This window comes from Kibdelosporangium philippinense, from assembly GCF_021390435.2.
GTDB classification, from domain to species: domain Bacteria; phylum Actinomycetota; class Actinomycetes; order Mycobacteriales; family Pseudonocardiaceae; genus Kibdelosporangium; species Kibdelosporangium philippinense.
Map to the genome: position 1 here is coordinate 765,307 of NZ_JAJVCN010000002.1, position 17,944 is coordinate 783,250.

At 66.1% G+C, this 17,944-nt stretch carries 21 protein-coding genes; 18 read left to right on the forward strand and 3 right to left on the reverse strand.

Annotated elements, in window-relative coordinates; translation table 11 throughout:
- Positions 1-2: 2 nt before the first annotated feature.
- A complete protein-coding gene (locus LWC34_RS22555) occupies positions 3-242 on the forward strand; it encodes a glutaredoxin family protein (protein WP_233727155.1) in 240 nt (79 codons plus the stop codon).
- Here LWC34_RS22555 and LWC34_RS22560 read toward each other — a convergent pair.
- From LWC34_RS22560 to LWC34_RS22570, 3 genes are read right to left on the reverse strand one after another with little or no spacing between them, the layout of a single operon-like run.
- Positions 229-819 (reverse strand): hypothetical protein, encoded by a 591-nt coding sequence (locus LWC34_RS22560; RefSeq protein ID WP_233727156.1) that lies wholly within the window; start codon positions 817-819, stop codon positions 229-231. The genes LWC34_RS22555 and LWC34_RS22560 overlap by 14 nt on opposite strands.
- Entirely contained in the window at positions 816-1,193 is a 378-nt protein-coding gene (locus tag LWC34_RS22565) for a hypothetical protein (RefSeq protein WP_233727157.1), read from the reverse strand. The genes LWC34_RS22560 and LWC34_RS22565 overlap by 4 nt, the downstream gene beginning before the upstream one ends.
- Before the next feature lie 16 nt (positions 1,194-1,209).
- Positions 1,210-1,614, reverse strand: a complete 405-nt coding sequence (locus LWC34_RS22570) for a hypothetical protein (protein WP_233727158.1) — start codon at positions 1,612-1,614, stop codon at positions 1,210-1,212.
- Between the two features lie 130 nt (positions 1,615-1,744).
- On the opposite strand from LWC34_RS22570, the gene LWC34_RS22575 reads away from it, so the two are divergent.
- The 17 genes from LWC34_RS22575 (at position 1,745) to LWC34_RS22655 (ending at position 17,917) form a co-directional block, all read left to right on the forward strand.
- Entirely contained in the window at positions 1,745-3,250 is a 1,506-nt protein-coding gene (locus LWC34_RS22575; RefSeq protein WP_233727159.1) for a molybdopterin-dependent oxidoreductase, read from the forward strand.
- Positions 3,251-4,108: 858 nt separating this feature from the next.
- The gene (locus LWC34_RS22580; RefSeq protein WP_372496567.1) at positions 4,109-4,897 is read left to right on the forward strand and encodes a redox-sensing transcriptional repressor Rex; all 789 of its coding nucleotides are present in this window, start codon (positions 4,109-4,111) and stop codon (positions 4,895-4,897) included.
- Entirely contained in the window at positions 4,894-6,198 is a 1,305-nt protein-coding gene (locus LWC34_RS22585) for a glutamyl-tRNA reductase (RefSeq protein WP_233727160.1), read from the forward strand. Before LWC34_RS22580 ends, LWC34_RS22585 begins: the two co-directional genes overlap by 4 nt.
- Before the next feature lie 2 nt (positions 6,199-6,200).
- Positions 6,201-7,172, forward strand: coding sequence for a hydroxymethylbilane synthase (gene hemC / locus LWC34_RS22590; RefSeq protein ID WP_233727161.1), 972 nt, complete (start codon positions 6,201-6,203; stop codon positions 7,170-7,172).
- Between the two features lie 16 nt (positions 7,173-7,188).
- Positions 7,189-8,721 (forward strand): bifunctional uroporphyrinogen-III C-methyltransferase/uroporphyrinogen-III synthase, encoded by a 1,533-nt coding sequence (locus LWC34_RS22595; RefSeq protein WP_233727162.1) that lies wholly within the window; start codon positions 7,189-7,191, stop codon positions 8,719-8,721.
- Positions 8,721-9,698, forward strand: a complete 978-nt coding sequence (gene hemB, locus LWC34_RS22600; protein WP_233727163.1) for a porphobilinogen synthase — start codon at positions 8,721-8,723, stop codon at positions 9,696-9,698. Before LWC34_RS22595 ends, hemB begins: the two co-directional genes overlap by 1 nt.
- A gap of 16 nt (positions 9,699-9,714) precedes the next feature.
- Complete coding sequence (locus tag LWC34_RS22605) at positions 9,715-10,161, forward strand: hypothetical protein (RefSeq protein WP_233727164.1); 447 nt, start codon at positions 9,715-9,717, stop codon at positions 10,159-10,161.
- Between the two features lie 11 nt (positions 10,162-10,172).
- Positions 10,173-10,652 carry a hypothetical protein gene (locus LWC34_RS22610; RefSeq protein ID WP_233727165.1) on the forward strand — a complete coding sequence of 160 codons (480 nt, stop codon included), beginning with the start codon at positions 10,173-10,175 and terminating at the stop codon, positions 10,650-10,652.
- Entirely contained in the window at positions 10,649-11,083 is a 435-nt protein-coding gene (mce1N, locus tag LWC34_RS22615; RefSeq protein ID WP_233727166.1) for a transport-regulating membrane protein Mce1N, read from the forward strand. The genes LWC34_RS22610 and mce1N overlap by 4 nt, the downstream gene beginning before the upstream one ends.
- A gap of 13 nt (positions 11,084-11,096) precedes the next feature.
- On the forward strand, positions 11,097-11,435 hold the full coding sequence (locus LWC34_RS22620; protein WP_233727167.1) for a hypothetical protein: 339 nt from the start codon (positions 11,097-11,099) through the stop codon (positions 11,433-11,435).
- A gap of 65 nt (positions 11,436-11,500) precedes the next feature.
- Complete coding sequence (locus LWC34_RS22625; protein WP_233727168.1) at positions 11,501-12,694, forward strand: efflux RND transporter periplasmic adaptor subunit; 1,194 nt, start codon at positions 11,501-11,503, stop codon at positions 12,692-12,694.
- Entirely contained in the window at positions 12,691-13,398 is a 708-nt protein-coding gene (locus tag LWC34_RS22630; protein WP_233727169.1) for an ABC transporter ATP-binding protein, read from the forward strand. The genes LWC34_RS22625 and LWC34_RS22630 overlap by 4 nt, the downstream gene beginning before the upstream one ends.
- A complete protein-coding gene (locus LWC34_RS22635; RefSeq protein ID WP_233727170.1) occupies positions 13,395-14,591 on the forward strand; it encodes an ABC transporter permease in 1,197 nt (398 codons plus the stop codon). The genes LWC34_RS22630 and LWC34_RS22635 overlap by 4 nt, the downstream gene beginning before the upstream one ends.
- A gap of 12 nt (positions 14,592-14,603) precedes the next feature.
- On the forward strand, positions 14,604-15,095 hold the full coding sequence (locus LWC34_RS22640; protein WP_233727171.1) for a hypothetical protein: 492 nt from the start codon (positions 14,604-14,606) through the stop codon (positions 15,093-15,095).
- Between the two features lie 313 nt (positions 15,096-15,408).
- Positions 15,409-16,719 (forward strand): glutamate-1-semialdehyde 2,1-aminomutase, encoded by a 1,311-nt coding sequence (hemL, locus tag LWC34_RS22645; RefSeq protein WP_233727172.1) that lies wholly within the window; start codon positions 15,409-15,411, stop codon positions 16,717-16,719.
- 17 nt (positions 16,720-16,736) lie between these two features.
- On the forward strand, positions 16,737-17,345 hold the full coding sequence (locus LWC34_RS22650) for a histidine phosphatase family protein (protein ID WP_233728827.1): 609 nt from the start codon (positions 16,737-16,739) through the stop codon (positions 17,343-17,345).
- Positions 17,342-17,917, forward strand: a complete 576-nt coding sequence (locus LWC34_RS22655) for a TlpA family protein disulfide reductase (protein WP_233727173.1) — start codon at positions 17,342-17,344, stop codon at positions 17,915-17,917. Before LWC34_RS22650 ends, LWC34_RS22655 begins: the two co-directional genes overlap by 4 nt.
- Positions 17,918-17,944 lie beyond the last annotated feature (27 nt).

A 17,944-nucleotide genomic window follows, 5' to 3' on the forward strand; every position in this document is an offset into this window, starting at 1 on the left:
CTGTGGCTCATGTGACCGTAATGACCCGGGAAGGCTGTCACGCGTGCGAGGTCGCCGAGGCTGACATCGCACGCATCTGTGACGAGCTCGGCGTTTCCTGGTCGGCTAAGGACGTGGACGCCGACCCGGAACTGCGCGCCGAATACGGCGACCGGGTCCCTGTCATCCTGATCGACGACAGGGAACACGGTTACTGGAAGGTCGAGGAGCCGCGCCTGCGCGCGGCCCTCAGCACTGCTTGACCATCTCCTGGAATCCCTTGCGGAACTCTTCCTCGTTGATGGACCGGATGACGCTCTTCGCGGCATCCGTGCACGGCTTGGTGGCCTGCGCGTTCTGTTCGGCGCGCTGCTTGTCCGAGACCGCCTTGATCCGCTCGGATTCGGTGTCCTCCAAGCGTTTCGCGGTCTTGGCGAGGTTGGCCTGAACGGTCTGCAGCTCGCCGCTGGTGCCCTTGTGATCACCTTGCTCGACCAGCCACAGCGCGCCAAGTGCGCCTGCGGCAAGGAAGAACACGATCGCCAGCGCCGACATCACGATCGCCGGTTTGTTCCGCGGCTTGCGTGGCACCGGCGCCGGATAGCCGACCGCAGGCAACGGTCCACTCAGGTACGGATTCGTTTCCTGGTAAGGAGTTTGCTGCTCCTGGTAAGGACTCTGCGGCAGTACCGCGGCGGGGAACTGCTCGCCAGGCAACGGCAGCCACTCGGTATCGACGGGCTGCTGCGCGGTGTTCTGCGGCGGCGTGATGGTCAACGGCGGCAGGTCTGGTCGCGGAGCGTCATCAGGCTGCTGAGCGGCCGGTGTGTTCTCGGTCATCGGTCCGTCTCACAGTAGTAATACGCGTATTCCCATTTGGTTTGATACTCAGCGACGTTGCCCGCGGCTCCCGCGATGTGCATTTCCCTGGTCGCTTTGGCGCAATCCCGGTTGTTGTACGCGGCGGTCTCGGCTGTCCGCTTCGCGTTCGAAACCTCGACGTTCCGCTTGTCCAAGCCGTCCTGCTTCTCCTGGGCCACGGCCAGCTTCGCTTTGACGTCGTTCGACTCGGCCTCGACGGCCGTGAGTTGCTCGGAAACCGTGCTGTGCTCTGCTCGTTCGAGCAGCCACAGCGTGCCGAATGTCCCTGCTGTCAGTACAAAGAGCGCCACGGCGACGAGTGGGACGATCGGGCGCCTGCGCTGTTCAGTCATCATCAATCCCCCTGAGTTACCGGCATCTCACGAAAATCAGCCCGACAGCGGCTTGGACCGACTGAGCGTCCCTGAAGGCAAGAAATTCACGGCCAGCTTTGGCACAAGGCTTGTGGGTCGCGGCTTCGGCCTCGAATTTCTGCCGGTCTTCCTCGGATTTCTTGATCGAGCTCTCGGTGTCGGCGTGGAGTTTCTCCACAACCGCCAATCTCGATTTCGTGCCGTCGAGCTCCGTTCGCGCCGTGCCCAGCTGATCGACTGTAGCTCGGTGATCGCCGCGCTCGAGGAACCACAGCGTCACGAAAGCCGTTGTCGCCAGTAGGAAAACCCCGGCGGTCGCCCAGAGGGCAACAGGTTTCCAGCTGGCCGGAGGTGGTTGGGCCGGTTGCGGTAATTCCGCAGGGATGTTGTCGTTCGTCATCAGGTCCCCCCTGATTGGAAACAAACCGTCGATGCGCCACATCGCTCGAGGGGACCGGAACGTAACGGACTTCTTACCGCTTGTAGGTCACAGATGCGAACCAACCGGTCGAGGGCGTCGAATAGATGGCGTGGAGAACTCTGACAACAGGCTGTCGCCGTGGCGCGCGGTGTGGGCGGGCGTCCTCGGCGTGGTCGCGGCAGTGGCCGCCGGTCACCTCGTCGCGGGTCTGCTCGACGCCAACGCGTCGCCGTTTCTCGCGGTCGGCAACACCGCGGTCGATCTGACCCCGGACCCGGTGAAGGACTGGGCCATCGCCACCTTCGGCACCGCGGACAAACTCGTTCTGCTGATCGGGATGGCGGTGGTGTTGCTTGGGTTCGCGGCCATCGCCGGACTGCTGTCCAGGCGGAGCCCCGCACCTGGGACCGTGGTGGCGGTTGTGGTCGGCGCGCTCGGGCTGATCGCGGTGATGGTCCGGCCCGACCTTGGCCAGTTGGCCATTCTGGCGCCGCTCGCCAGCCTGTTCGCGGGCGTTTTCGTGTTCCGGTGGATGCACCGGTTGGCGCAGCCGCCGCTTTCGTCTTCCGAGCGCCGGAAGTTCCTGCAGGCTTCCGCCGGGGTTGTCGCCGGGATTGGTGTCGCAGGGCTTGGCGGGCAACTGCTCGGTAGCCGTACGGACGTGGAGGGTTCGCGTGCCGCGATTGGCCAGTTGACCCCGGCCCAGCCTGCTCCGGCGGTCCCTTCTGGCGCTGACTTCGTTCCACGGACACCTCGGTTTCTGACGTCCAACCACGACTTCTACCGGATCGACACGGCGTTGAGTGTGCCGAAGGTGCGTGCGGAGGACTGGGCGCTGCGCATCCACGGCGCCGTGTCAAGGGAAATGACTCTGCGGTACGCAGACATCCGGCAGTTCCCGCTGGTCGAACGGACCGTCACGCTGACTTGCGTATCGAATGAGGTTGGCGGGAACTTGATCTCGACGTCCAACTTCATCGGGGTGCCGCTGAAGGACATCCTTGCCGCCGCGGGTGTGCAACCGGGGTCGGATCAGCTGTTCTCCACCAGTGCGGATGGATGGACCTGCGGCACGCCCGTCGCCGACATCATGGAACGCGGCCTGCTCGCGATCGGGATGAACGGCGAACCACTGCCCGTGGAGCACGGATTTCCAGCCAGGATGGTCGTTCCCGGCCTGTATGGGTACGTCTCGGCGACGAAATGGGTCGTCGACATGGAGTTCACTACCTTTGCTGACAAACAGGCCTATTGGCTCAAGCGCGGCTGGGCGGCTCGCGGACCGATCAAGACCCAGTCGCGCATCGACACCCCTCGGGGCTCGGCGCAGGCCGGGCGCGTAACCGTCGCTGGGGTGGCGTGGGCGCAGACTCGGGGGATCGCGAAGGTCGAAGTCCGTGCCGATGGGCGGGACTGGGTGCCCGCGCGCCTGGCCGCGGAGGTGAGCCTGGACACGTGGCGAATGTGGGAAGCAGACCTGGAGTTGGCGCCCGGCGAGTACACGCTGCAATGCCGCGCGACCGATCGGAGCGGGTACACGCAGACCGATGCGATTGCCGACCCCGTGCCGGATGGTGCGACCGGCTGGCACACGGTGCCCATCAGCGTGCGCTGATCGAAGCAGGCCCGCTGGGTGCATTGATCTGGGTGGGGCGCGGGGCCTTGATCGCGGCGGGCTGGAGTGGCCTGGTTGCCTCCATGTTTGTGGGGGCCTTGATCGCCGTTGCCCGCGGTAGCCATGGTTCCGCCGACCAGGGCACCTTGGCCTTCGCGCCCCTGACCAGCACTTACTCCCGTGCACCCGTAGTCGCCCAGCCGAGTGAACTTCGAGCGAACGGTCCGTTCGCTCGGCGATCACTCTTGCGAACCCCCAGCTCAACCCCCTCCGCCGGTAGACTGGCCAGGGGTCGTCCCCCCGGGAGTGGTGGGGGATGCGTTGGGGGCGTTTTTGGGGTGGAAATTGGGTTTGAGCTGGGGTTTTTCGTCGGTTGGGGGAGCTGGCATGGGGGATTTTTCGGGTGGGTTGAGTTCGGGCTTTTCGGGCCGTGGTGGTTCGCTGCTTTCCAGGTGGGTTGGGTTGGCGGGTTTCTCGCGTGTCCGCCCCACCGGCCTGGTGAGTCAAACTGCTCGACTCGCTACGTGCCTCGCTGGTCGCCGTCGTGCGCCGCTCGCGCGTTCAACACACCATGCCGGAGCGGCAGACACGCGCTGCCACCCATCAGCGACTTTTCCCGCTCGCTTCGCTCGCCGGAACGTCGTTCTTACTTGGGTGGGACGTCACATTCCGTCGGCGGCCGCGACGGGGGATGCTGATCCGATGGGGTCGCTGGTGTGTCCTCCGGTGAGACGCGATGTGAACCGCGTCAAGCCCAGTTCCAGCCACTTTGTGCATTCGTTCACAAATGGCTACCGTAAGCACATCAGCCCGGACATGTCTCCGGGATCAGTCCGGGTTTCGGTGAGGAGTAGCAGCGTGGCGGCAGCGCGTGGGCAGCGTGGCGGTGACCGGGATGCTGCACCCAACGCAGCCGAAGTCACCATGCCGATCCCGCCGGTGTCGGACACGCCTATGCAGCGCGCGCGTGCCATTCCTGAGGCGGCTGTCGCGCGGCTCGCGGTCTACCTCCGAGTGCTCAGTGGCATGGCCGAACAGGGCATCGTCACTCTCTCGTCCGAGGAGTTGGCTGCCGCGGCCGGTGTGAACTCCGCGAAATTGCGTAAGGACCTCTCGTACATCGGTTCCTATGGCACGCGTGGTGTTGGTTACGAGGTCAGCGTGCTTGTCGATCAGATCGAACGGATCCTCGGCCTGACCCGCAGCCACAGCGTCGCGGTCGTCGGAATCGGTAACCTCGGACATGCACTCGCCAACTACGGCGGGTTCCCGAGCAGGGGGTTCCCCGTGGCCGCGCTTTTCGATGTCGACCCCGATCTCGTCGGGGTGCCCGTCGGCGGCCTTCCCGTCAGCCACATCGATGACATCCCCAAGGTTTGCGCCGAGCGGGAGATCTCCATCGGCGTCATCGCGACTCCGCCAGCCGCCGCGCAGGCTGTGTGCGACCGGTTGGTCGCTGGGGGTGTCGCGAGCATCGTGAACTTCGCACCCGTTGTGCTCCAGGTTCCTGACCATGTCGAGGTTCGCAAGGTTGATCTCGCGGTCGAACTTCAGATTCTGTCGTTCCACGTCGCTCGCAGGGCGGACAGCATGAACGTCAACTCCCCGGCACTGGGCACTGTCGACGGGGTGGTGATCGGGCGATGAGTGTTCTCGCGGTTGGGGTTTCCCATCGCACCGCCGATGTCGATCTGCTCGAGCGGGTGGCCGTACCCGCCGACAAGACCGACAAGGTGCTCGCCGACCTTCTGCAGTGCGTCAACGTTTCCGAGGCGATTCTCGTTTCGACCTGCAACCGGGTTGAGATCTACGCCGTCGTCGACGCGTTCCACGGCGGTTTGTCGGACGTGGTCGACGTGCTGTCCCGGCATTCCGGTCAGCCAACTGCTTCGCTTTACCGGCACCTGTACGTGCACTACGCGGGCGCTGCCGTCGAGCACCTCTTCACCGTCACCGCGGGCCTTGACTCGATGGTCGTCGGTGAGGCGCAGATCCTCGGTCAGGTGCGCACCGCGTACAACACCGCGCGTGAACACGGCACGGTCGGTCGCGTTCTGCATGAGTTGACGCAGAAGGCTTTGCGCGTTGGCAAGCGTGCTCACTCGGAGACCGATCTCGACCAGGCCGGTGGCTCCGTTGTCTCGGAAGCCTTGTTGGACGCGGAAACCACGCTCAATGGCCTCGCTGGGCGGAAAGCGCTTGTCGTTGGCGCCGGTTCGATGGGTGGTCTTGCCGTCGCTGCTTTGAAGCGCGCGGAAATCGGACAGGTTGTCATCGCGAACCGCTCGCAGGCCAACGGTTCCCGGCTTGCCAACACGCTCGTCGAAGACGGCATCCCGGCGACCGCTGTTGGTCTTGAAGACCTTGAACAGCGCATCGCCGAGGCGGATGTTGTTGTCTCGTGCACCGGTGCGGTGACCGCGGTTATCCGTCAGGCCCACATTCTCAAGCGCGACAAGCCTTTGGTCGTCTGCGACCTTGGTCTGCCGAGGGACGTCGAGCACGGTGTCGCGGACATCGACAACGTCACGGTCGTCGACCTGGAAAGCCTGCAGCGGCGGCTTGCCGACGCGCCGAGTGGCCAGGGTGCCGCGCGGGCCGCGAGCATCGTCGCCGAGGAAGTTCAGGCGTACCTTGCCGCGCAGCGTTCCGCTGAGGTCACGCCGACCGTCACGGCGTTGCGTCGCCGTGCCGCCGAAGTCGTTGACTCCGAGCTGCTCCGGCTCGACTCGAAGCTGCCCGATTTGGACGGTGCGGTGCGTGATGAGCTCGCGCGCACGGTCCGACGTGTTGTGGACAAGCTGTTGCACACCCCGACTGTGCGGGTGAAGCAGCTCGCCGCGAACCCCGCTGGCGCCGGTTACGCCGACGCTCTGCGGGAACTGTTCGCACTCGACCCGGCGAAGCCGGACGCGATCACGAAGTCCCGTGTGGACGGTGAACTGTAGAAATGAAGCGGACCATCAGGATTGGGACCCGCGGCAGCGCTTTGGCGTTGACGCAGACGCGGATGGTCGCCGACGCGCTTGAGCGCGAGGGCGACGTGAACGTCGAGATCGTCACCGTGTCGACGCCAGGTGACCGGTCGGACAAGCCGATCGCGGAGATCGGTGTCGGCGTGTTCACCTCGGCGCTGCGCGACGCGCTCGCCGACGACCAAGTGGACGTCGCTGTCCACTCATACAAGGACTTGCCCACCGCGCCGGACCCTCGGCTCGCGCTCGCGGCTGTGCCGCTACGTGAGGATCCGAGGGACGCGTTGGTGGCGCGGGACGGGTTGACGCTCGGCGAGCTGCCTCCCGGATCGACCGTTGGCACGGGTTCCCCGCGCCGGGCCGCTCAGCTGGAAGCGCTGGGGCTCGGGCTGCGGATCGTCGGCCTGCGGGGCAATGTGGACACTCGGGTGCGCAAGGTGACCGACGGCGAGCTGGATGCGGTCGTCCTTGCCAAGGCCGGCCTTTCCAGGCTCGGCCGCCTCGACGTGATCACCGAGGTACTCGAGCCGATCCAGATGCTGCCCGCGCCCGCGCAGGGTGCGCTCGCGGTCGAGTGCCGTGTCGACGACGTTGACGTCGAACACCTTCTTCGCTCCATTGTGGACGATCAAGCCACCAGGGCTGCTGTAGCCGCTGAGCGGGCCATGCTGGCCAAGCTCGAAGCCGGCTGCAACGCGCCCGTTGGCGCACTGGCCGATGTCGTGGAGGACCTCGACGACGACGGGCGCGTGGTGATGCGCCTGTCGTTGCGTGGCGTCGCCGCGGTTTACGCGAAGGGCGAGGACGGCAACCCCGTCGTCGTCGATCTTCTTCGCGCCTCGGCCACTGGTGACCTGACCGCTGCCGAGCAGCTTGGCCGTGACCTGGCCGCGGAACTGCTCGACCTCGGCGCCGGTGTGCTTTCCGGCCCCGAGAGCCGTAGTTGATGGGAAGTGCCCTGAAATGACGACCAATGCACGTAAGGCCCCTGGCCGCGTCGCATTCGTAGGCTCCGGCCCCGGAGACGCCGGGCTGCTCACGGTTCGCGCACGCGAGCTGATCGAGCGCGCCGAACTGGTGGTGACCGACCCCGACGTGCCTGCTGGCGTACTCGCGTACGCCAAGGCCGACGCCGAGGTACGGCCTGCCGTCGGCCAGCCCGCCGACGTGGCGAAGGATCTCGCGAACGAGGCGAAGGCCGGGCGTTCGGTTGTCCGGTTGGTCGCCGGTGACCCGTTGACGCAGACCGCTGTCGTCGCCGAGACGCAAGCGGTTGCCAAGAACGCCACCTCCTACGACGTCGTGCCTGGAGTGCCTGCGGGCACTGCGGTTCCGGCGTACGCGGGTGTCGCGCTCGGCTCACAACACACCGAAGTGGACATTCGCGGCACGGTCGACTGGGCCGGTCTGGCCGGCGTGCACGGTCCGCTTGTGTTGCACGCCAACGCAAGCAACCTCGCCGAGGCCGCGTCTTCGTTGGTGGAGCACGGTCTTGCGCCGCAGACCCCGGTCGCCGTCACCTCCGACGGCACGGGCTCGTCGCAGCGCACGATCGACACCACGCTCGCATCCCTTGCGGCGGACGCTGGTGAGCTCGTTGGCAACCTCATTGTCACTGTGGGACAAGAGGTGGCCGGTCGCTCGAAGCTGTCGTGGTGGGAGTCGCGCGCGCTCTACGGCTGGAAGGTCCTCGTGCCGCGCACCAAGGACCAGGCGCAGGAGATGAGCGAGCGGCTGCGGATCCACGGCGCGATCCCGTCCGAGGTCCCGACGATCTCCGTCGAGCCGCCGCGTAGCCCGGCGCAGATGGAGCGTTCGGTCAAGGGTTTGGTTGACGGCCGCTACCAGTGGGTCGTGTTCACCTCGACCAACGCGGTTCGCGCGGTGTGGGAGAAGTTCTCCGAGTTCGGTTTGGACGCTCGCGCGTTCTCCGGCGTGAAGATCGCTTGTGTCGGTGAGTCGACGGCGGCCAGGGTGCGGTCGTTCGGCATCATCCCCGAGCTGATCCCGTCGGGTGAGCAGTCCAGTGAGGGTCTGCTCGCGGACTTCCCGCCGTACGACGACATTCTCGACCCGGTCGACCGGGTTCTGTTGCCACGGGCCGACATTGCCACCGAGACCCTCGCGGCCGGTCTGCGCGACCGCGGCTGGGAGATCGACGACGTGACGGCGTACCGCACGGTGCGCGCCGCGCCGCCGCCAGCCGAGACCCGCGAGATGATCAAGACCGGTGGCTTCGACGCGGTGTGCTTCACCTCGTCCTCCACGGTCCGTAACCTTGTTGGTATCGCAGGAAAGCCGCACGCTCGCACGCTCGTTGCCTGCATCGGCCCGAAGACCGCGGAAACCGCCCGTGAATTCGGCCTGCGGGTTGACGTTCAGCCCGAGGTGCCGCAGATCCCGGCGCTGGTCGACGCTCTCGCTGAGCACGCGGCCCGGCTGCGTGCCGAAGGCGCGTTGCCGCCGCCCCGCAAGACGAAGCGGGCGCGTCGCTGATGTTCCCGAGTCATCGTCCCCGTCGGTTGCGCCGCACTGCGGCGCTCCGGCGGATGGTGAGCGAGACGACGCTGCGGCCGGAGCAGATGATCCTGCCGATGTTCGTGAAGGAAGGGCTGACCGAGCCGGTCGCCCTTTCCTCCATGCCCGGCGTGCTCCAGCACAGCCGTGACTCACTGCGCAAAGCCGCCGTCGAGGCCGTTCAGGCCGGTGTCGGCGGCTTGATGCTGTTCGGCGTGCCGGAGAAGCACGACGCTGTCGGCTCGGGCGCGACGGACCCGGACGGCATCCTGAATGTCGCGCTGCGGGACGTCTACGACGAGGTCGGCGACAGCACGGTGATCATGTCCGACCTGTGCCTCGACGAGTTCACCGATCACGGCCACTGTGGCGTGCTCGACGCGCAGGGCAACGTCGACAACGACGCGACCCTGGAGATCTACGCCGAGATGGCGGTCGCCCAGGCCCGTGCCGGAGCTCACGTGCTCGGCCCGAGCGGGATGATGGACGGCCAGGTCGGCGTGGTCCGCAGCGCGCTCGACGACGCGGGCTTCCAGGAGACCGGCATCCTCGCCTACTCGGCGAAGTACGCATCGGCGTTCTACGGCCCGTTCCGCGACGCGGTGGACTCGCAGCTCAAAGGCGACCGCAAGGCCTACCAACAGGACCCCGGCAACATCCGTGAGTCGCTCCGCGAGGTCCAGCTCGACCTCGCCGAAGGCGCGGACATGGTGATGGTCAAGCCCGCGCTGGCGTACCTCGACGTGATCAGGGCGACCGCGGAGATCTCGGACGTCCCGGTGGCCGCGTACCTGGTCTCCGGCGAGTACTCGATGATCGAGGCGGCGGCCGCGAACGGCTGGCTCGACCGGCGGCGCACGATCACCGAGGCGCTCACGTCGATCCGGCGCGCCGGAGCCGACATTGTGCTCACGTACTGGGCAGTCGAGGTCGCGGGCTGGCTCCGCGAGGGCTGAGAGTAGCGTGCGTGTCGTGAAGATGCGCATTTCGGACGGTGAGACGGCCGCGCCTTTGATGGTTCGCGTGTCGTTCTGGTTCTGGGTGGGTGCTGCCGTTGTCGGCCTGCTCGACGCCGTGCTGTTCTTCTATTTCAAGGACCAGTTGATCGAGACGACCATTCGGCAGAACCCGGCGTTGAATGTCGATCAGGTCCGTTCGGGCGCCAACTCGTTCGTCTGGCTGACGCTCATCCTCGCGGTACTGTTCGGGTCGCTGTACGTGTATTTCGGCAGGCAGATGCGTATAGGCGTGCGCAAGGCGCGCACCAGGCTGCTCATCGCGGGCATCGTGCACCTGGTGATCAGCGTGCTGTTCCCGGTCAGCTATATCGTGCTGCTCGGCGTGCTGCTGTCGGTGGTCGGTGCGTTGTTGATGTTCGTGCCGTACCAAGCCAAGACCTACTTTTCGGCCGAGGTCTAGGAGTCTTTCCCGTGTCCGACCCGCTTTTCCCCGCACCGAAGTACACCGAGCAGAAACCGCCGAAACCCGCGGTGCCCAAGGAAGTGAACATCGCCTTCTGGGTGTGGGTGCTGTCCGCGGTGGTGTCGACGGTGCTGCAGGCCATCGACGTCGACGTCGTGGTCCAGCAGTTCCTCCAGCAGTCCGTTGGCCGTCCCGAGGCGCAGCTGCCGCCGAGCACGATCAAGACGATGCTCTACGTCGGGTTCATCGCGGGCGCGCTGCTGATGGTGTTCTTCGCATGGAAGATGCGGTCCGGCCGTAACTGGGCCCGGATCGTGATCACCGCGTTCGCGGTCGCCGGTCTGTTCTCGCAGGCTTCCGCGGTCGGGTTTTCCGACTGGCTCGCGTTGGTCTCGGTTGTGATCACCGCGGCTGGTCTTGTGTACATGTTCATGCCGCCGTCCAACGCGTACTTCCGCCAGTTCCGCAAGGTGCCGCCGCCGCGATGACCGCGCCGGTCTTCTACTCCGAACCCGGTTCCACCTGGTGGCCGGTGCTGTGGGGACCGGTTTTCGCGCTGGTCGGCGCGACCGTCGAGTGGACGACCGGGCCGGTGCACGTCGTCGCGTGGGTCATCGTCGCGTTCTTGTTCGCCGGTGCCGCCGCGGTATGGGTCCAGGCGAGGCGCAGGATCTGCTCGGTCGAGCTGACCCACCTGACGCTGCGCCAGGGCCGCGAGGAGCTGCCGCTCGACCAGATCGCCGCGGCTGACGAGGAGGTCGGGACCCCGATGGCGGCGCGTGTTCTCGGTGGTGGCCTGGCCGTGCCGCGCAAATTCGAGTCTGTTCCGCTGAAGCTGTGGGACGGCACGACCGTGCTCGCGTGGGCGCAGGACGGCGAAGCCTTGCGGGCTGCCCTGCGCGAACGAATCGACTCGTGAGAAGCTGCTTAGTGTGACTGCCCAGCCGAAGGCCGCCCCGGAGCAGGAACCCGAGCTTCCCGCGCTGCCGCCGGTGCGTGCGAAGCTGAACCAGCCGAAGCGCGCGCTCGTCGCCGCTGCGGAGCTGCTGGTCGCCGCCGCGCTGGTCTGGCTGGGCTTCTGGTTGTGGCCGAAGGGCATCGCGACCATCACCACGGTGTTCGACGACGGCCGCACGCTCGTGTCGCACCGCTACTACGGTCACTGGATGTCACTGGCGATCTTCTCCGGCACGATCGCAGGTCTGCTGGTGGTCGACGCCTTGCGCCAGCTGGTGCTGGCGGCTCGGACTCGCCCCAAGCATCGGGCGTGAGCGTTCCCAGCTAACTCCCAGCTTGTTTCTAGGGAGCTCGGAAGTGCCGCGCCAAATATTGCGGCATGAGACGCGGACGCCGTGCGTGGGTGATCAATGGGGTACTCGTGGTGGCTCTTGTCGCCGCGGGCTGGGGTGCGTACACCTTCTTGTGGCCGAGTTCCAACGCGGCAACGCCGACCGGCGTCCGGTCCGTCGCGGCGACACAGACCGATGTCGTGGAAACGGTTTCCGCCGCTGGCAACGTGGAAAGCAGCTACACCGGGACCGCGGACTTCGCCACGGGCGGCACGATCACGCAGATCAACGTCAAGGTCGGCGACACCGTCACCAAGGGCCAGCAGCTGGCCAAACTGGACGACAAACAGGCGAAACTACAGCTCGCGGCGGCCAAGTCCAGCCTGAGCGCGGCACGGGAGAACCTGGCCAACGCGGGCACCACGACCTCTCAGCAGGGACAGTCGCAGAGCACGAAGTCCTTACAGGCACAGGTGGACCAGGCCGAGGTCAGCGTCGAGCAGGCGCAGGAGGTGGTCAACGCGACCACGCTGGCCGCACCCGGCGACGGGACCGTGACCTCGGTGAACGGCACTGTGGGGCAGAAATCCGGATCTTCATCCGGTAGCGGTTCGTCTGGTGGGGGCGTGGCCAGTTCGTCGTCTTCGTCGTCCACTTCGTCCGGGTTCATCACGATCACGAACCTTGCTGGCCTGCAGGTCAAGGCGAACCTCGCGGAAATCGACGTGGCCAAGGTCAAAGCGGGCCAGGACGCCACGGTCACGCTGAACGCGTTGCCCGACACCCCGCAAGCGGCCAAGGTGTCGGCGATCGACCTGACCGCCACGACGGGCTCCAACAACGTTGTGACCTACGGCGTGACGCTGACGCTGAACACGCCTCCCGCGCAGTTGCGGCCGGGACAGTCCGCGAGCGTCGCGATCACGGTTGCCAGGGCGGATGACGTGATCGCGATTCCGTCGGCCGCGATGCGCACGGTCGGCACGTCGCACACGGTGAACATTCTCGCCAACGGTCAGGAGACGAGCCGTGCCATCGAGATCGGTGTGCGCAGCGAGTCCTTGGTGCAGGTGACGTCCGGGCTGAACGTCGGCGACCAGGTCGTCCTGCCGACGGCTCCGGCCACGACCGGCCAGCAGGAACGCGGTGGCGGTGGTGGCTTCGGCGGTGGCGGCTTTGGTGGCGGCGGAGGCGGTGGCGTCCGGATCCAGCAGCCTGGCGGCGGCGGGACCGGGCGATGAAGCCGGTCATCGAAGTCAGCGCGCTGCACAAGACCTACGGCACGGGTGAGACCGAAGTGCACGCGTTGCGTGGCGTGGATCTGACCGTGTGGCCCGGCGAATACCTGGCGATCATGGGCGCGTCCGGTTCGGGCAAATCGACCTTGCTGAACGTGCTCGGCTGCCTGGACGTGCCGAGCAGTGGAACGTACAAACTGGACGGAATCGACGTCGGTGATCTCAACGAACGACAGCTCTCATTGGTACGTAACCGAAAGATCGGCTTTGTCTTCCAGTCATACAACCTGGTACCCCGAACCTCCGCACTGTCCAATGTGGAGATACCACTTGTCTACGCTGGTGTCGGCCGCAAGCAGCGACGTGAGCGAGCAATGGCGGCCCTGGAAATGGTTGGGCTCGTCGACCGCGCGGGCCACAAACCGAACCAGCTTTCCGGTGGCCAGCAACAGCGCGTCGCGTTGGCGCGTGCGCTGGTGACCGGCCCGGCGATGGTGCTTGCCGACGAACCGACCGGAAACCTGGACAGCGAAAGCACTGCCGAGGTACTGGCCGTGTTCGACCGGCTCAACCGGATCGGCCGGACGATCGTGATGATCACCCATGAGGACCACGTCGCTGGGCACGCCGCTCGAATGGTCCGTGTTTCCGACGGCCAGATCGTCGAAGACACCGCGCGGTGGCACATGACGGGAGCGCTGTCGTGAAGTTCGGCGAGGTGCTGCGGTTCGCTTTGCGTGGGCTCGCGGCCAACAAACTGCGCTCCGGTCTGACGACCCTTGGCATCATGATCGGTGTCGCTGCCGTGATTCTGCTTGTCGCGGTGGGCAGTGGGGCGTCGGCTTCGATCGAGCAAAGCATCGCGGGCCTTGGCACCAACGTCCTGACCGTTTCGCGTGCCGGTGGGCAGAACGCGAACGCGCGGCCGTTGACCGTCGAGGACGCCAAGGCTTTGGCCGATCCGCTTGGCGCGCCGGACGTGAAGGCCAGCTCGCCCGTTGTGTCCACTCCGGTCACCGCGGTCTACCAGGGCACCAGTTACCAGGTGCCGCAACTGATCGGCACGAACCCGGAGTACTTCACCACGTCCAACAGCGCGGTCGCCAACGGCTCGCTGTTCACTTCGGACGATGTGACCTCGGGCCGCAAGGTCATGGTCCTCGGCCCGACGACCGCGCAGGAACTTTTCGGCAGTGCCGATCCAATCGGCAAACAGGTGCTGGCCGACAACATCCAGTTCACCGTGATCGGCGTGCTGCAGTCGAAGGGTTCGTCCGGCCTGAACAACGCCGACGACACCGCGATCGCGCCGTTGACTGCCGTGCAGAATTCGTTGACCGGCTATGGTCAGGTCAACCAGATCCTCGTGCAGGCAACGAGTTCCGACTCGATGTCCGCGGCACAGGCCGAGATCACGGCGATTCTGACCGCACGGCACCGGATCGCCGCCAACCAGACCGCGGATTTCCGTGTGCTGAGCCAGGAACAGCTGCTGGCGACGCGCACGACCGCGACCGACACGTTCACTGTCCTGTTGGCCTCGGTTGCCGCGATTTCCTTGCTGGTTGGGGGAATCGGCGTTACGAACATCATGCTGGTGACCGTGACCGAGCGGATTCGTGAGATCGGAATCCGCAAGGCGATTGGCGCGACGCGGGGCGTGATCCTCGGGCAGTTCCTGACCGAGGCGACGTTGCTGAGCTTGTTCGGCGGTGCTTTGGGCGTCGCGGCCGGGGTGATCGGCAGCCAGTTCACCATCGCCGGGATCACGCCAGTGGTCGTGCCCGGCTCGATTTTCCTCGCGTTCGGCGTGTCCGCGCTGATCGGCCTGTTCTTCGGCAGCTATCCCGCGGGCAGGGCCGCGTCGCTGCGCCCGATCGAAGCCCTGCGTCACGACTAGAGGAGAGGACTCATGACCGAACCACAGCAGACCCCGGCCCCGCTGCCCGGCGATCTGGACCAGGAGCTCAGCCAGGCCAAACGCGGGTTGTCCAAGGTCACCATCGGGCTCGGCGTCGTGGTGCTGGCGCTGGTCGCGTTCTTCGGTGGCGTGTGGACACACTCCGCTGTGGCGGGCTCCTCCACCGCTGCGGCGGCTCAGCCACAACGGCCTGGGGGAGGCGGCGGTATGCGTATTGGCCCTGGCGGCGGCGGCCAAGGCCAAGGTGGCGGCCAGTTCCGTGGCGGCACCATGGGGACGGTGGACCGTATCGAGGGCAACGCCATCTACGTGAAGTTGCCCGACGGCACCGAAACCAAGGTGACCACATCGGACACCACCAAGGTGGAGACGACCGTCGAGGGCAAGCTGTCCGACATCACCCCCGGCTCGTCGGTGCTCGTGCAGGGCCAACGCGCCGAGGATGGAGTGACCGCGAACACCATCACCAAACGGCCAAGCTGACCTGCGGACTCCGATCCCAAAGGTCGAGTTGACCCGCGGACTCCGATCCCAAAGGTCGAGTTGACCCGCGGACTCCGATCCCAAAGGGATAGTTCGCAAATCCAGTTGTCCACAGAGCCGCGGAACCCCACTGTTGATCAAGCCCCACCGATAGACTGGCCAGGGGTCGTCCCCCCGGGAGTGGTGGGGGATGTTCTGGGGCCGGTGGGGGTAGCCGTGGGCTTTGAGGACCTTTGACCCTGGCGCACGGGACCGCCTGTTGCCCGACAGCCCGTGCGTCAGACCACAACCCCTCACCTGTAAGACTGAAGTTGTGAGCACAGGTGTTGAGCAGGTCAAGACCTCGGCCCAGTTGTTCGAGCGCGCGAGTGCCCTCATCCCTGGCGGGGTGAACTCGCCGGTTCGCGCGTTCCACTCGGTCGGTGGCACGCCGAGGTTCATGGTCAAGGGCGAAGGCACGTACCTCTGGGACGCGGACGGCAATCGCTACGTCGACCTGGTCAGCTCGTGGGGGCCGATGATCCTTGGGCACGCGCACCCGAAGGTCGTCGAGGCTGTCAGGGAGGTCGCACTGAACGGCCTGTCCTTTGGTACGCCAACCGCGGGCGAGGTCGAGTTGGCCGAGGAGATCGTCAACCGGGTCCGGCCGGTGGAGCAGGTACGCCTGGTCAACTCGGGTACCGAGGCGACCATGAGCGCGATTCGGCTGGCGCGCGGGTACACCGGGCGCTCGAAGATCATCAAGTTCGCTGGGTGCTATCACGGTCACGTCGACGCACTGCTGGCTGAAGCGGGTTCGGGTGTCGCGACCCTCGGGCTGCCGACGACGCCGGGTGTCACGGGCGCGCAGGCCAACGACACGATTGTGCTTCCGTACAACGACATCGACGCGGTCCGGGCGGCCTTCGAACAGCATGGCGACACCATCGCGGCTGTGATCACCGAGGCCGCGGCCGGGAACATGGGTGCCGTCGCGCCGATCAACGGGTTCAACGAGGGCCTGCGTTCGCTGACCGCTCAGTACGGCGCCTTGCTGATCATCGACGAAGTGATGACCGGGTTCCGGGTGTCGAGCTCTGGCTGGTTCGGGCTGGAGGGCGTGGCTGGCGACCTGTACACGTTCGGCAAGGTCATGTCCGGCGGGTTGCCCGCGGCCGCGTTCGGCGGCAGTAAGGAGATCATGTCCCGGCTGGCTCCGCAGGGGCCCGTCTACCAGGCCGGAACCCTTTCCGGGAACCCGGTCGCGGTCGCTGCCGGGCTCACCACGCTGCAGAACGCCGACGCTGCCGTCTACGAAAAGCTCGACGCCAACGCGCACCGGCTCGGCGGTCTGTTCACGGACGCGCTCACCGAGAAGAGCGTCCCGCACCGCGTGCAGTACGCGGGCAACCTGGTCAGCGTGTTCTTCACTGAGGACCTGGTGACCAGTTACGAAGGCGCCAAGAAGGCCGAGACCTGGCGATTTCCCGCCTTTTTCCATGCGCTGCTCGACCGCGGTGTCTACGCACCGCCGAGCGCGTTCGAGGCGTGGTTCGTCAACGCTGCCCTCGACGACGACGCGTTCACCATCATTGCCGAAGCGCTGCCCCACGCAGCCGCTGCCGCCGCGGAGGCTGTCAAGTGACTCGCACCATCGTCCACATGCTGCGCCACGGCGAGGTTCACAACCCGACGGGCATCCTCTACGGCCGCATCCCCGGGTTTGGTCTGTCTGACCTGGGCAAAAGGCAGGCGTTGACGGTTGCGGAGTTCCTCAAGGACCGGGACATCACGCATGTCGTGTCCTCGCCTCTGCAGAGGGCCCAGGAGACTGCGGCGCCGGTCGTGGATTCGCACCAGCTCGAGCTGGCCACGGACGACCGGCTGATCGAGCCGGACAACGTCTTTGAAGGTCAGCGGGTCTCGGTCGGCGCGGGCTCGCTGCGTTCGCCGCGTGCCTGGCGGCATCTGACCAACCCGTTCCTGCCGTCGTGGGGCGAGCCTTATTTGGAGATCGCACACCGGATGCTTGGCGCCGCGCACCGCGCCCGGGCAATCGCCGAAGGCCACGAGGCGGTCTGCGTTTCGCACCAGCTGCCGATCTGGACGTTGCGCCGGTTTCTTGAGGCCAAGCGCCTGTGGCACGACCCGCGGCACCGCGAGTGCTCGCTGGCCTCGTTGACCACCCTGGAGTTCGACGACGAGCGGCTCATGCGGATCACGTACCAGGAGCCTGCTGGTCACACGGACCCGAAGGTGACCGGCGCATGAGGAAGGCACTCGTGATCGCGGCGGTCTTCGCGGCCGTCGCCGGATGCTCGACCGGGACGGACGCGGTCGTGCGCGGCACGGAGTTCGACTTCGTCGCGCCCGGCGGCCAGTTGGAGATCGCCTACAACAGCCCGGACCGCAAGCCGCTGCCCGATCTGACCGGCGAGAGCCTGATGGAACCGGGCAAGCAGATCAAACTGTCCGATTACGCCGGCAAGGTCGTGCTGATCAACATCTGGGGCGCGTGGTGCGGGCCGTGCCGTGCCGAGGCCCCTGAGCTGCAGAAAGTGCACGAGGAACGCCAGGGACAAGTCCAAGTACTCGGCATCGACGTGCGGGACGACGTCCGCTCGATGCCGGAGGACTTCGTCCGGAACTACCAGCTGACCTACCCGTCCATTTACGACCCGGGCAGCCGGTCCTTGCTTGGCCTCAAGGGGTACCCGCGCAACGCCGTACCGAGCACGATCATCTTGGACAAGCAGCACCGGGTGGCGCACGTGTTCCTGCTGGCGAAGCTGAAGTCGGACTTTGATCCTTTGCTGGACAAACTGGCTGCTGAGGCCTCGTGAGTGGTTAGCAGGGTTAGAACACGCATA

Excerpts from the sequence above, each read along its gene's own strand:
- hemB (WP_233727163.1), top strand. The coding sequence starts at position 8,721 with ATGTTCCCGAGTCATCGTCCCCGTCGGTTGCGCCGCACTGCGGCGCTC.
- hemC (WP_233727161.1), top strand. The coding sequence starts at position 6,201 with ATGAAGCGGACCATCAGGATTGGGACCCGCGGCAGCGCTTTGGCGTTG.
- LWC34_RS22585 (WP_233727160.1), top strand. The coding sequence starts at position 4,894 with ATGAGTGTTCTCGCGGTTGGGGTTTCCCATCGCACCGCCGATGTCGAT.
- mce1N (WP_233727166.1), top strand. The coding sequence starts at position 10,649 with ATGACCGCGCCGGTCTTCTACTCCGAACCCGGTTCCACCTGGTGGCCG.
- LWC34_RS22570 (WP_233727158.1), bottom strand. The coding sequence starts at position 1,614 with ATGACGAACGACAACATCCCTGCGGAATTACCGCAACCGGCCCAACCA.
- LWC34_RS22650 (WP_233728827.1), top strand. The coding sequence starts at position 16,737 with ATGCTGCGCCACGGCGAGGTTCACAACCCGACGGGCATCCTCTACGGC.
- LWC34_RS22565 (WP_233727157.1), bottom strand. The coding sequence starts at position 1,193 with ATGACTGAACAGCGCAGGCGCCCGATCGTCCCACTCGTCGCCGTGGCG.
- LWC34_RS22595 (WP_233727162.1), top strand. The coding sequence starts at position 7,189 with ATGACGACCAATGCACGTAAGGCCCCTGGCCGCGTCGCATTCGTAGGC.
- LWC34_RS22625 (WP_233727168.1), top strand. The coding sequence starts at position 11,501 with ATGAGACGCGGACGCCGTGCGTGGGTGATCAATGGGGTACTCGTGGTG.
- LWC34_RS22560 (WP_233727156.1), bottom strand. The coding sequence starts at position 819 with ATGACCGAGAACACACCGGCCGCTCAGCAGCCTGATGACGCTCCGCGA.
- LWC34_RS22630 (WP_233727169.1), top strand. The coding sequence starts at position 12,691 with ATGAAGCCGGTCATCGAAGTCAGCGCGCTGCACAAGACCTACGGCACG.
- LWC34_RS22655 (WP_233727173.1), top strand. The coding sequence starts at position 17,342 with ATGAGGAAGGCACTCGTGATCGCGGCGGTCTTCGCGGCCGTCGCCGGA.
- LWC34_RS22640 (WP_233727171.1), top strand. The coding sequence starts at position 14,604 with ATGACCGAACCACAGCAGACCCCGGCCCCGCTGCCCGGCGATCTGGAC.